Annotated in this window: 11 protein-coding genes; all 11 read left to right on the top strand. The window is 29.9% G+C overall.

Translation table 11 applies throughout. The features are described from left to right. The first annotated feature begins 43 nt into the window (after positions 1 to 43). The 11 genes from N5B56_RS09605 (at position 44) to N5B56_RS09655 (ending at position 13,617) form a co-directional block, all read left to right on the top strand. The gene (locus tag N5B56_RS09605; RefSeq protein WP_022088420.1) at positions 44 to 367 is read left to right on the top strand and encodes a hypothetical protein; all 324 of its coding nucleotides are present in this window, start codon (positions 44 to 46) and stop codon (positions 365 to 367) included. Positions 368 to 379: 12 nt separating this feature from the next. Next, on the top strand, positions 380 to 1,579 hold the full coding sequence (locus N5B56_RS09610) for a BaiN/RdsA family NAD(P)/FAD-dependent oxidoreductase (protein WP_260978813.1): 1,200 nt from the start codon (positions 380 to 382) through the stop codon (positions 1,577 to 1,579). Then, positions 1,566 to 3,143, top strand: coding sequence for an NAD(P)/FAD-dependent oxidoreductase (locus N5B56_RS09615; protein ID WP_260978814.1), 1,578 nt, complete (start codon positions 1,566 to 1,568; stop codon positions 3,141 to 3,143). The genes N5B56_RS09610 and N5B56_RS09615 overlap by 14 nt, the downstream gene beginning before the upstream one ends. 147 nt (positions 3,144 to 3,290) lie before the next feature. Next, positions 3,291 to 4,478 (top strand): hypothetical protein, encoded by a 1,188-nt coding sequence (locus N5B56_RS09620; protein ID WP_117909420.1) that lies wholly within the window; start codon positions 3,291 to 3,293, stop codon positions 4,476 to 4,478. Positions 4,479 to 4,497: 19 nt separating this feature from the next. Then, positions 4,498 to 4,704, top strand: a complete 207-nt coding sequence (locus N5B56_RS09625) for a DUF896 domain-containing protein (RefSeq protein ID WP_022089618.1) — start codon at positions 4,498 to 4,500, stop codon at positions 4,702 to 4,704. Position 4,705: 1 nt separating this feature from the next. Next, positions 4,706 to 5,239: a 5-formyltetrahydrofolate cyclo-ligase gene (locus N5B56_RS09630; protein WP_117909418.1), complete on the top strand. Its 534-nt coding sequence runs from the start codon at positions 4,706 to 4,708 to the stop codon at positions 5,237 to 5,239. A 10-nt stretch (positions 5,240 to 5,249) separates the two neighbouring features. Then, positions 5,250 to 6,656: a tRNA (N6-isopentenyl adenosine(37)-C2)-methylthiotransferase MiaB gene (gene miaB / locus N5B56_RS09635; protein WP_118565093.1), complete on the top strand. Its 1,407-nt coding sequence runs from the start codon at positions 5,250 to 5,252 to the stop codon at positions 6,654 to 6,656. A 1-nt stretch (position 6,657) separates the two neighbouring features. Further along, complete coding sequence (gene mutS / locus N5B56_RS09640; protein ID WP_022089615.1) at positions 6,658 to 9,300, top strand: DNA mismatch repair protein MutS; 2,643 nt, start codon at positions 6,658 to 6,660, stop codon at positions 9,298 to 9,300. Continuing rightward, a complete protein-coding gene (gene mutL / locus N5B56_RS09645; protein ID WP_022089614.1) occupies positions 9,301 to 11,391 on the top strand; it encodes a DNA mismatch repair endonuclease MutL in 2,091 nt (696 codons plus the stop codon). It abuts the gene before it with no gap. 8 nt (positions 11,392 to 11,399) lie between these two features. Further along, positions 11,400 to 12,347, top strand: a complete 948-nt coding sequence (miaA, locus tag N5B56_RS09650; protein WP_022089613.1) for a tRNA (adenosine(37)-N6)-dimethylallyltransferase MiaA — start codon at positions 11,400 to 11,402, stop codon at positions 12,345 to 12,347. Beyond that, a complete protein-coding gene (locus tag N5B56_RS09655) occupies positions 12,340 to 13,617 on the top strand; it encodes a methionine gamma-lyase family protein (RefSeq protein ID WP_260978815.1) in 1,278 nt (425 codons plus the stop codon). The genes miaA and N5B56_RS09655 overlap by 8 nt, the downstream gene beginning before the upstream one ends. Positions 13,618 to 13,799 lie beyond the last annotated feature (182 nt).

The following is a 13,799-nucleotide window of genomic DNA, read 5'->3' on the forward strand; positions in this document are numbered from 1 at the left end:
AAAAATATAAAACGGTAAAAAATATATGCAAAGGAGTTTATTTATGAACAAGCGTGCATATATTTTTTGTTTAGTTGCAGCTGTAATTGTTGCAACATTTGTAATTGGATATAATATTGGAACAGATAAACAATCAAAGAAGAATAATTCTCAGACTAATGCTAAAGTAATAGAAAAAGAAGGCTATTGGTTGCAATCAGTGGAAGGATACATTGTAGTATTTGAAAATGATAGAGCAACTGTTGTTGCATCCACAGAAATACCAGTGTCCAGTTTGTCAAAAAAAGAGCAGGATGTTTTAGCTGAAGGTTTTTACTTTGATACAGCAGAAGAATTATTTAAATTTCTTGAGGCTAATACCAGTTGAGGAATATTTACAATGAAAATATGTATAATCGGTGCCGGAGCGGCAGGAATGATGGCTGCAATAAATGTAGCAAATGAAAATAATGAGGTTTTTATTTTAGAACACACATCAAAAATAGGTTCTAAAATAAGAATCTCCGGTAATGGAAAATGCAATTTGACTAATGAATCAGTTTCAAAAGAAAAATATAATAATCAGAACTTTGCAGATGTAGTGTTAAACGAATTTTCTGTCGATGATACAAAACAATTTTTCTATAATTGCGGTTTAATGTTAAAAGATAAAAATGGATATTATTATCCTATGAGTGAGCAGGCAGCATCTGTTATTGATGTATTGCAAAGTGAATTGTATAAAAGAAATGTAAAATTAATTACTGATTTTCATATTACAAGAATGCATAGAAAAGATGATAAATTTATAATTAAGGGTAATAATAAAGAAATTATAGCCGACAAGCTTATAATTGCAACTGGTGGAAAGTCTGCTGCAAAAACCGGTTCTGATGGAAGTGGATACAGTTATGCAAAAATGTTTGGCCACAATATAATTAAACAGGTTCCCGGATTAACAGGAATTGTATGCAAAAATAAAATCTGTAAATCTTTTGCGGGCGTAAGAACTAAAGCAACTGTAACAGCTTTTATAGAAGGAGCATCAGTATATAAGGAAACCGGAGAAGTGCAATTTACTGATTATGGTTTATCAGGAATTCCTATATTTAATTGCTGTAATTATATTTCCAGAGTTATAAATTTAGGAAAAGATGTTGAAATAACAGTTGACTTTTTACCTGATATTAAGAGTGAAGATATTGAAAAATTTATTATTACACAAAAAGATAACGGAAAAAGTGTATTATATGCTTTAAAAGGAATGTTACCGTCAAAAATAGCTAATGGTATTTATGAAATAGTAGTTAATAATTGTAAAAAAGATTCTGAATATTTTATTTCAAATATAATAAATTTTATAAAAAAATTTGAATTTAAAGCAATAGATACGAGAGATTACGAGCAGGCTCAGGTTACGTGTGGAGGAGTTGATTTATCAGAAATAAATCCTAAAACAATGGAATCTGAACTTGTAAAAAACTTGTATTTTGCAGGTGAAGTGGTCGATATTAACGGTTTATGTGGCGGTTATAATTTACAATTTGCATGGTCAAGCGGTGCAATTGCAGGAAAGAGTTGTTTATATGATAAAAATTAAAGTCAATCAAATTAAGATGAATATTAAGCATAGTATAGATGATGTTGTTAAGGAAGCGCTTAAAAAAGCTCATACACAAAAAAACAACCTTGTGTCATATAAAATTATAAAAAAATCAATTGATGCAAGAAAATCACCAATATATATATATGCTGTTCAATTAGAGTTAAATAAATACAATTTAAAAAAATTACCTAAAGATGTTTCAATTGTAAAAAAAGAAGAAAAATACATATACAATGTTACGGGTAATAAAAAAATAGAAAATCCACCTGTTGTTGTAGGATTTGGCCCGGCCGGAATGTTTTGTGGCTATCTTTTAGCGAAAGCAGGTTATAATCCTATAATAATTGAAAGAGGCAAGGATGTTGACAGTAGAATTATAGATGTTGAAGAATTTTGGAAAACCGGTAAATTAAATACAGAGTCAAATGTTCAATTTGGAGAAGGTGGCGCGGGAACTTTTTCTGATGGAAAATTAAACACAGGAATTAAAGATAAGAACGGTCGTCAGAATTTTGTCCTGGAAACATTTGTAAAATGTGGTGCACCCGAAAATATCATGTATGATTCAAAACCTCACATAGGAACAGATATTCTTCAAATTGTTGTAAAAAACTTAAGGAAAGAAATAGAATCACTTGGTGGAAAAATATTGTTTGAAAGTAAGCTTACTAACATCGAAAAAGAAGGTGGTTTTTATAATTTAGAAATCAATAATTCAGAAAAAATTCAGAGTCAAATATGTATTTTGGCTATAGGTCATAGTGCAAGAGATACTTTCGAAATGCTATATAACAAATCATTTCCAATGGAACAAAAACCATTTGCAATAGGTGTTCGTGTTGAGCATTTACAGGATATGATAAATAAATCACAATATGGAGTTGATGATTGTGAAGGTTTGCCTGCTGCACCATATAAATTAACATACAATACAAAGAGCAAAAGAGGCGTATATTCTTTTTGTATGTGTCCTGGAGGATGTGTGGTTAATGCTTCTTCTGAAGATAAACGTTTAGCTGTCAATGGTATGAGTTATAGCGCTCGAGATGGTAAAAATGCAAACAGTGCGATAGTTACAACTATTACTCCAAATGATTTTGAAAGTAAACATCCATTAGCAGGAATGTATTTACAACGTGAATTAGAAGAAAAAGCATTTAATGAAGGAAAAGGTGCAATTCCTGTTCAACTATATGGTGACTTTGTAAATAACAAAATCAGTCATGAATTTGGAAATGTTATTTCTGACATAAAAGGAAAATATTCTTTTGCGAATATAAAAAATGTATTACCTAAATATATTTGCGATTCAATAGAAGAGGCAATGCCGTATTTTGGCAAGAAAATACAGGGATTTGATAATAAAGATACTGTATTTGCGGCGATTGAAAGCAGAACGTCATCACCTGTAAGAATTATAAGAGAAGACGATTTTCAATCAGTATTTAAAGGTGTTTATCCTTGTGGTGAAGGGGCAGGTTATGCCGGAGGCATTACAAGTGCAGCTATTGATGGAATAAAGGTGTTTGAATCGATTATTTCTGAATTCAGACCATAGCATTATTATTTGAACAATTATATTTAGATTAAAGGTTTGCAATTTTAAGTTATACATATCTAAAAATGAAAATATAGACCTTTTTTCAATTTTGTAGTATGATTTAATTTGTAAAAATTTCGTTATATAAACGCGTGAGGAGTCATAATGAACATTAGATTTTTAGCCCAATCAGAATATTTTAATGGAATTCATTTAAAAGATGATATAATTCTTGAAAAAGAATTTGAAGATAGTAAGTTTAGCAATATTAAAAAAGTACACTATTTCGTGTATCATTTAGAAGATAATATAAGAAAAGAAATTCTTCCAAGAAGCGAAAAACTACAGGTTTTTAATATTACAGACTGTCAGTTTCAGTCAGATTATATTTATTTTACTGAATTCGATGATCAATATGATGGAAATTACAATTTAAATATAATTAAATATAATTATATTGATGATACATATTTAAAAATAATTACTTTAAAGGATAATTTAAATCTATATCCTGATAAAAAACAAATAAAAATATATATATTAAATGAATCTAATTTAATAATACAAAGGGCAATTCCAAGAGGAAATTATAAAGATAATTATGCCGGATTTTTTGATTTTTCATCTATTTTATTTAATTTTGTAGATAATAAGCAATATAAAATCAACGATGAAAATTTAATTAACAATGGAATTGAATTTATGATTCCATATAACGAAAATTCATGTATTATGAAAACAGGATACTCTTTATTTGATGAGAATAAGCATGATTTACTCGAAAAAGAAGAAGCAGCTGTTGAAACTTTAATGGTAATAAACATTCAGCAATTTATATCGGATTTATTACTTGAACAGACACATATGGTTATCCCGTCAATAGCCCAGGCATACTATGATACTACATTAGTATTTGCTGAGGTTCAGAATAATTATTTGTTATATTCTACATTCGATTTTAATAAGGATGAAGAAACGATTTGCTTTTATAATCTTGAAAGCAAAGAAGAATATACATGTATTAACAAAACAAAAACCGGAAGTTCAACAAGAGCAAATGCTATATTAATTAACGGAACACCATATGTTAAAATTGACAAAGATTCTAAAAGCCAATTTCTTAATTTAGAGACTAACGAGGTTGATGCAGTTTACAGTAATAAAGAAAAGATAGTTTTCATTAATAATAATCTCATTGCAAGTGTCAATGAGAAAAAGCCTTTATTTGGCAAAGAATATGAATATGTTGCAATTCAGAAATTCCCTTCGACAGAAGTATTGCTTGAAGAAAAAGGGTATTTTATTGGTGCAATCGCGGCAAATAGTGATACTACATATATATTTCTAAAATAAAATAAAAGGAAAAGAAAAAATGGACCAGAAGAAAATAAAGAGAATAAATGAATTGGCAAGAAAATCTAAAGCAGAAGGATTAACTGACAGTGAAAAGAAAGAACAGGAACAGTTGCGTACAGAATATAGAATGGCTGTTATTGGTAATTTAAAAGGTGAATTAAAAAATGTAAAAATTAAAAATCCTGATGGAACAATTGTGGATTTAAAACCTAAAGGACATTAAAATGGATTTAAACATTCTTAGAAAAGAAATAAAGCAAAAAAGATTATCTCTTGATTACCAAAAATTTGAACTTTATAATTTGGAAATCAATAATACAATAATAAATAGCAAAATTTATAATAGCAGTAAAGTTGTTTACTGCTATTGTAGTGTAAATAATGAAGTTGATATGACATTGCTTATGAGTGACTGCTTAAATAAAGGTAAAATTCTTGCACTTCCAAAAGTAATTGGAAACGACATGACATTTTATACAATTACTGATTTTAATCAGTTAAAAAAAGGCTATATGAAAATACCTGAACCTGTCACAGATAATATTGCACCTAAACCGGATATTGTTATAGTTCCGGGACTTGCATTTACTAAAGAAGGAAAGCGAATTGGATATGGCGCAGGCTTTTATGACAGATATTTAAAAAATATAGATACATATAAAATCGGTGTAGGGTTTAATTTCCAAATTGTGGATGAACTTAAGCAGCATGAAAATGATATCAATTTAGATACCATAATAACAAATCAGATAGTTTAGGAGAAATAAAGTGAATTTTGTAAATGAAACAGAAAAGCAGGCTTATTACATAGCTAAATGTAAAGAAATAATTTCTAATAGAGAAAAAGAATTAGGAAGAAAATTAAAGGCATGTGTAGCAACATTTGGATGTCAGATGAATTTCAAAGATTCAGAGAAACTTATAGGTATTCTTAATGAAATCGGATATGAAGAAACAGAAGATGAACATGCTGATTTAGTACTTTATAATACATGTACTGTACGTGAAAATGCTAATTTAAAAATATACGGAAGATTAGGATATTTATCAAAATTAAAAAAAGAAAACAGCAATATGATTATAGGTTTATGCGGATGCATGATGCAGGAAGAACATGTTGTTGAAAAAATCAAAAAGAGTTATAAATTTGTTGACTTAATCTTTGGTACACATAACATTTTTAAGTTAGCAGAATTATTATATGAAAGACTTTCAGGTCAAAAATCTGTAATTGATATATGGCAGGGTACAACAGAAATAGTAGAAGATTTACCTAGTGAAAGAAAATACAGTTTTAAATCCGGAGTTAATATAATGTATGGATGTAACAATTTTTGTAGTTACTGTATTGTACCATATGTTAGAGGAAGGGAAAGAAGCAGAAAACCTGAAGATATAATTAATGAAATCAAGAAATTAGTTAGTGAAGGTGTAGTTGAAATAATGTTGTTAGGTCAAAATGTTAATTCATATGGTAAGACATTAGAAAATCCAATGACATTTGCACAGCTTTTACAGGAAATTGAAAAAATAGACGGTCTAAAGAGAGTTAGATTTATGACGAGTCATCCAAAGGATTTGTCTGATGAATTAATTGATGTAATGGCTCATTCTAAAAAAATTTGCAAGCAGATGCATTTGCCATTACAGTCAGGAAGCGACCGTTTATTAAAAATAATGAACAGGCATTATGACAAACAGCATTATCTTGAAATCGTAGATAAATTAAGAAAAGCAATTCCTGATATTGGAATTTCAACAGATATCATTGTTGGTTTTCCCGGTGAGACAGAAGAAGATTTTAATGAAACACTAGATGTTGTTAAGAAAGTTCAATATGACAGTGCATTTACATTTATTTATTCAAAGCGTTCGGGAACACCTGCTGCAGAAATGGAAAATCAGGTTCCACAGGATGTAGTTAAAGATAGATTTGACAGACTTTTAAAAGTTGTAAATGAAATATCATCAAAGAAAACTGCCAAATATGAAGGAACAACACAATTAGTTATGGCAGAAGAAGTAAACAGCCATGACCCTGAATTAATTACAGGACGATTAAGCAACAACACGGTAGTTCATTTTAAGGGAACTAAGGATTTAATTGGTCAGGAATTAAAAGTTAAATTACTAAAAGCCAAAGGATTTTATTATTTTGGAGAAATAGAGGCATAATATGAGTATTACACCAATGATGCAACAATACTTAGAAACTAAAAAACAATATAAGGATTGCATTATTTTTTACCGTTTAGGTGACTTTTATGAAATGTTTTTTGAAGATGCTATTACAGCATCAAAAGAACTTGAAATCACTTTAACAGGAAAAAACTGCGGCTTAGAAGAAAGGGCGCCAATGTGTGGTGTCCCTTATCACGCTGTAGATTCTTATTTAAACAAACTTGTAACAAAAGGATATAAGGTTGCGATTGTTGAGCAGGTCGAGGATCCTGCAACAGCAAAAGGAATTGTAAAAAGAGAAGTTGTCCGAATTGTTACTCCCGGAACAAATCTAAACACATCTGCATTAGATGAAACTAAAAATAATTATTTAATGTCTATTGTATGTGTGGAAAATTGTTTTGGAATAGCTATTGTAGATATTACAACAGGAGATTTTTTTGTCACTGAAGTTGAAAACAACAGGGCATTACTTGATGAAATCTATAAATTCATGCCAAGTGAAATAATATGCAATGATGCATTTTTACTTACAGGAATTGATATTGACGATTTAAAAAACAGATTAAATATCACATTATTCCAGTTAGAATCATGGTATTTTGATGATGATATGTGTAAAAAAGCATTAACTGATCATTTCAAGGTTTATGATTTATCAGCATTAGGAATTGATAATTATGATGTTGGGACAAATGCTGCCGGTGCTCTAATGCAGTATTTAACAGAAACGCAAAAAAACTCACTATCTCATTTAACTCAGATAATTCCTTATTCAACGAATAAATTTATGATATTAGATACTTCTACCAGAAGAAATTTGGAGTTATGTGAAACATTACGTGAAAAACAAAAACGAGGATCTCTTTTATGGGTACTCGATAAGACAAAAACGGCTATGGGTGCAAGAATGCTAAGAAGCTATATAGAACAGCCGTTAATTGATAAAGAATCTATTATAAAAAGACAAAAAGCAATCGAGGAATTAAATAAATCTTTAATTACAAGGGATGAATTAAGAGAATATCTTTCTCCAATATACGATTTAGAAAGACTTATAAGTAAAGTAGCATATAAATCAGCTAATCCAAGAGATTTAATAGCTTTGCTTAATTCTTTAAAAATGTTGCCACATATAAAAACGGTAATACAGGATTTTAAGAGTCCTCTTTTTAAAGAAATTACAGAAGAATTAGATGTTTTAGATGATATTACTTCATTGATAGATAATTCAATAAACGAAGATCCACCAATTAATATCAAAGAGGGGGGAATTATTAAAGAAGGATATAATGAAGAGGTTGACAGATTACGAAAAGCTAAAACAGAAGGAAAAACATGGCTTGCAGAACTTGAGACTAAAGAAAAAGAAAAGACAGGTATTAAAGGACTTAAAATAAAATACAATAAAGTATTTGGATATTATCTTGATGTTACAAATTCATATAAGGATTTAGTCCCGGATTATTATGTGAGAAAACAAACATTGACCAATTCAGAACGATACACAACTGATGAATTAAAACAATTAGAAGATGTAATATTAGGTGCAGAAGATAAATTATTTTCATTAGAATATAATATATTTAGTGAAATAAGAGATGAGATATCATCGCAGGTTGTTAGAATACAGACTACTGCAAAAGCATTAGCAAAAATTGATGTATTTGCTTCATTAGCATATGTTGCTGAACATAATAATTATGTTAAACCTAACATAAATGAAAAAGGTATTATAGATATTAAAAACGGCCGACATCCTGTCGTTGAAAAAATGATGCCTGACAGTATGTTTGTAACTAATGATACATATTTAGACATGAATAATAATCGTGTATCAATTATTACAGGCCCAAACATGGCCGGCAAATCAACATATATGAGACAGACAGCACTTATTACTCTTATGGCTCAGATTGGCTCATTTGTTCCGGCAACGAGTGCAAATATAGGCGTGTGCGACAAAATATTTACAAGAGTAGGGGCATCTGACGATTTAGCAAGCGGTCAAAGTACTTTTATGGTTGAAATGACAGAAGTTGCTAATATCCTTAGAAATGCAACACCAAAAAGCTTGTTGATTCTTGATGAAATAGGCCGAGGAACAAGTACTTTTGATGGATTAAGTATTGCATGGGCGGTAGTTGAACATATATGTGATATAAAATTACTTGGTGCAAAAACATTATTCGCAACTCATTATCATGAATTAACTGAACTTGAAGGAACTATGAAAGGTGTAAATAACTATTGCATCAGCGTAAAAGAGCAGGGCGATAATATTGTATTTTTACGTAAAATTGTTAAGGGCGGAGCAGATAAAAGTTATGGTATACAGGTTGCCAAATTAGCCGGTGTTCCTGATAGTGTTATAAATAGAGCAAAAGAACTTGTTGCTGAATTATCAAATGCAGATATAACAGCTAAAGCAAAGGAAATTGCCGCAAATATGACTCCCGGAAATTCCATAAAAGGAGTAAATGATAATGTTGAACTACATCAGATGTCTTTGTTTGATACAGTAAAAGAAGATGATATTATCACTGAAATTGAAGAACTTGATTTAGGAACTATGACACCAATAGATGCTTTAAATCATTTGTATAAAATACAGAACAAATTAAGGAATAGATGGTAAATGAGCAATATTAAATTATTAGATCAAAATACAATTAATCAAATAGCTGCCGGAGAAGTAATTGACAGGCCGGCATCGATTGTAAAAGAGCTTATGGAAAATTCAATTGATGCGGGTGCTGATAAAATTAGTGTTGAAATTAAAGATGGTGGCACTAAACTTATAAGAATTACAGACAACGGATGTGGTATTGATAGAGATGATATTAAAACTGCATTTTTGAGACATGCTACAAGTAAAATTAAATCTGTCGAAGATTTAATGGTCGTTTCTTCTCTTGGTTTTAGAGGTGAAGCCCTTTCAAGTATCGCAGCTGTATGTCAGGTAGAGTTAATTACAAAAACACAAGATTCATTTGTTGGATGTAAATATACTATAGAAGGAGGAAAGGAAAAAGGACTCGAAGAAATAGGTGCTCCTGATGGAACAACATTTCTTGTAAGAAATATTTTTTTCAATACTCCTGCAAGAAGAAAATTTTTAAAAACTCCTCAGACTGAAGCCGGATATATTTCAGAAATTGTTGAAAGGATAGCACTTTCGCATCCTGAAATAGCCATTAATTTCATAAATAATGGACAACCTAAGTTACATACTCCGGGAAACGGTAATTTGAAAGATGTAATTTATAATATATATGGTAGAGAAATAACTAATAATTTAATAGAAATAAATGAAGAATGTGAATTTGCACATCTTAAAGGTTTCATCGGAAAGCCATTAATTTCTAAAGGAAACCGAACATTTGAGAATTATTTTGTAAATGGAAGATATATTAAAAGTACTATTTTAACAAAAGCGATAGAAGAGGCGTTTGCACCTGTTATGATGCAACATAAATATCCTTTTACAGTCTTGCATTTGAAAATTAATTCAGACCTTTTAGATGTAAACGTTCATCCGTCTAAAATGGAACTTAGATTTAGAAATGGAAAAGATTTATATCCATGGATTGTGGAAGTTTTATCTGAAGCAATTATTGAGAAGCCGAAGATTCCACAGGTTAAACTTACAGAAGAAAAAGAGGATATTCCTGTTGCAATAAAGGTGCCTGAGCCATTTGAAACAAAAAGAACAGATGAGATTGAAAGAAAACATGACATTGAATCTGATGTGAATAAATCAGATAATTTTATTTCAGAGGAAGTAAATTACAACAAACAATCCGATATAAAACAATCAGATAGTAATTTTAAATCAGATATTACTAATAATAGCGATAATATAAATGATGTAAACTATAATATTGAAAATAATACTAATGTTATAGTTGAGAATAAAGATTTCCTAAAAAATAATCATAATAACAAAGAAATATCAGTAACTATTAGGAACAAAGAGTCAAATCAAATAACTAAGGAAGATATATCTTTAGATAATACATCTAATATGGAAAACGCATTAATTCCAGAAGAAAAAGCCGTAAATGTTAAAACCAGATTTGATGTTCCAAAAACTTCAAAAGATATGACAATGAATCTTTTTGAAGATAACTTTTTGACAGATACAGCAAGAAAAAAACATAAAATAATAGGGCAGGTATTTGATACATACTGGATTGTTGAGTACGAAGATAAAATGTACATCATTGACCAACATGCGGCTCATGAAAAAGTTATGTTTGAAAAAATTATGGCTGGTTTAAAAAATAAAGAAATTAACACTCAAATGGTTAATCCTCCTATAATTTTAAATCTAAGCATGCTTGAAGCACAACTTTTAGAAAAATTTATAGATAATTTCAGAGAAATAGGTTATGAAATAGAGGAATTTGGTGGTCAGGATTTTGCAGTAAGAGGTATCCCGGCTGATTTATATACATTAGATGCAAGAGAGGTATTGATGAACCTTATTGATAATTTGTCAGAACAGACAACAAAATTAAATTCTGAACTATTAACAGAAAAAATTGCGTCAATGTCATGTAAAGCAGCAGTTAAGGGAAATAACAAATTAAGTTATGCAGAAATGGATTCTTTAATTGACCAATTGTTAAAACTTGAAAATCCATTCAACTGTCCTCATGGAAGACCAACAATCATTTCATTATCAAAATACGAACTTGAAAAGAAGTTTAAACGAATAATTTAGGAGTATATATGAAACCGTTAGTTGTTATAACAGGACCTACAGCAGTAGGTAAAACAGAATTATCCATAAAAATTGCAAAAGCAATTGACGGAGAGATAATCAGTGCTGATTCCATTCAGGTTTATAAACATATGGATATTGGTTCTGCCAAAATAACAAAAGAAGAAATGCAGGGAATAAAGCATTATCTTGTTGATGAATTTGAACCGGATGAAGAATTTAACGTTCATGTATTTAAAGAAAAAACGTTAGAATACATGGACAAAATATATGAAGCAGGAAAAATTCCAATTATCGTAGGCGGTACCGGATTTTATATTCAGTCTGTATTATATGATATTCAGTTTAATGATGAAGAAATAGACAGTGCTTATAGAAAAGAACTTGAAAATATAGCAAAAGAAAAAGGAAATGATTATTTACATAATATGTTAAAAGAAGTAGATGAAGAATCTGCATTAAATATACATAAGAACAATTTAAAGCGTGTAATAAGAGCATTAGAATTTTATAAAAATACAGGTGAAAAAATTTCAACTCATAATGAAGAACAATCTCAAAATATTTCTCCTTATAATTTTGTTTATTTTGTGTTAAATGATAAAAGAGAACTTTTATATGAAAGAATAAATAAAAGAGTTGATATTATGTTTGATAAAGGCCTTGTAAATGAGGTCAAAAACCTTTTGAATATGGGATATACAAAAGATTTGGTTTCCATGAACGGTATAGGATACAAGGAAGTTGTTGATTATATTAATGGTAAATATTCTTTAGATGAAACTAAAGAAATAATAAAAAGAGAAACCAGACATTTTGCAAAACGACAGCTTACATGGTTTAGAAGGGAAAAAGATGTGACCATGGTCAACTATTTTGATTATGATAGTATCGATGATACTTTGAAATATATGATTAATACACTAAGGGAAAAGGATATAATTAAAAATGATTAAGGAAATGTATAAAAATCTGGGAATAGATGAAAATGTATATAATTTTACAAAAAATATTGAAAATGAATTAAAAGATAGATTTGCAAAAATAGATGAAGTAGCTGAATATAATCAATTAAAAGTTATGAAAGCATTTCAGAAGAATCAGGTTTCCGAAGCGCATCTTGGCGTATCTACAGGTTATGGATATAATGACATAGGCAGAGATACTTTAGAAAAAGTATATGCTGATGTATTTGGTACAGAAGATGCACTTGTCCGCCCACAGATTACATGCGGAACTCATGCATTAGGGATCGCATTATCAGCAAATTTACGACCGGGCGACAAAATACTTTATATTTCTGGTAAGCCTTATGATACACTTGAAGAGGTAATCGGAATTAGAGAATCAAAAGGATCTCTTGCAGAATATGGAATTAAATATGGACAGGTAGATTTACTTCCTAATGGTGATTTTGATTTTGATGGCATAAAAAAGGCAATAACTTCTGATGTTAAGATGGTTGGAATCCAAAGATCAAAAGGATATGAGACAAGACCTACTATTTCTGTTGAAAAAACAGGTCAGGTAATTAATTTTGTAAAAGAAATAAATAAAGATATCATTGTAATGGTAGATAATTGCTATGGTGAATTCGTAGATATAGTTGAGCCATCAAACGTAGGTGCTGACATGGTTGTAGGTTCTTTGATTAAAAATCTTGGTGGTGGATTAGCTCCTATTGGAGGATATATATGTGGAACCAAAGAATGTGTTGAAAATTGTGCATATAGACTTACAACTCCGGGACTTGGAAAAGAAGTTGGTGCAAGCCTTGATGTAATTCATACATTTTATCAGGGATTATTTATGGCACCAACAGTTGTTGCTTCTGCATTAAAGGGTGCAATTTTTGCAGCAAATGTATTTGAAAGATTAGGATTTAATGTAATTCCTAATTCGACAGAAGAACGATACGATATCATTCAGGCTGTTACATTTGGCTCTCCTGAAGGAGTAATCGCTTTTTGTAAAGGAATTCAGGCAGCAGCTCCGATTGACAGCTATGTTACACCTGAACCATGGGATATGCCGGGCTATGATTCACAGGTAATTATGGCAGCAGGTGCATTTGTATCCGGTTCATCTATTGAACTTAGTGCTGATGCTCCAATTAAACCTCCATATGCTGTTTATTTTCAGGGTGGTCTTACATGGCAACATGCCAAATTTGGAATATTAAAGGCTTTGCAGCAGTTAGTAAATGAAAATATCGTCACAATATAAAATATTTATTATAAATTTTAGAATTTAAACAATGTAAATATTCACACATTTAGTATCGTGATTTTATAATTTAAACTACTGCATCTTAAAATGTTAAAATTTAGTTAAATTTGCTTAAAATATTATTTAATTATGTACACTAAAAATTTATTGTGATAAAATCTTACATTAGCAAGTTATTG

The sequence above is a fragment of the Eubacterium album genome (assembly GCF_025336545.1).
Taxonomy (GTDB): Bacteria; Bacillota; Clostridia; order Lachnospirales; family Lachnospiraceae; genus Eubacterium_U; species Eubacterium_U album.

Coding starts and splice junctions, on each gene's coding strand:
- N5B56_RS09605 (WP_022088420.1), top strand. CDS start 44: ATGAACAAGCGTGCATATATTTTTTGTTTAGTTGCAGCTGTAATTGTT.
- N5B56_RS09610 (WP_260978813.1), top strand. CDS start 380: ATGAAAATATGTATAATCGGTGCCGGAGCGGCAGGAATGATGGCTGCA.
- N5B56_RS09615 (WP_260978814.1), top strand. CDS start 1,566: ATGATAAAAATTAAAGTCAATCAAATTAAGATGAATATTAAGCATAGT.
- N5B56_RS09620 (WP_117909420.1), top strand. CDS start 3,291: ATGAACATTAGATTTTTAGCCCAATCAGAATATTTTAATGGAATTCAT.
- N5B56_RS09625 (WP_022089618.1), top strand. CDS start 4,498: ATGGACCAGAAGAAAATAAAGAGAATAAATGAATTGGCAAGAAAATCT.
- N5B56_RS09630 (WP_117909418.1), top strand. CDS start 4,706: ATGGATTTAAACATTCTTAGAAAAGAAATAAAGCAAAAAAGATTATCT.
- mutS (WP_022089615.1), top strand. CDS start 6,658: ATGAGTATTACACCAATGATGCAACAATACTTAGAAACTAAAAAACAA.
- mutL (WP_022089614.1), top strand. CDS start 9,301: ATGAGCAATATTAAATTATTAGATCAAAATACAATTAATCAAATAGCT.
- miaA (WP_022089613.1), top strand. CDS start 11,400: ATGAAACCGTTAGTTGTTATAACAGGACCTACAGCAGTAGGTAAAACA.
- N5B56_RS09655 (WP_260978815.1), top strand. CDS start 12,340: ATGATTAAGGAAATGTATAAAAATCTGGGAATAGATGAAAATGTATAT.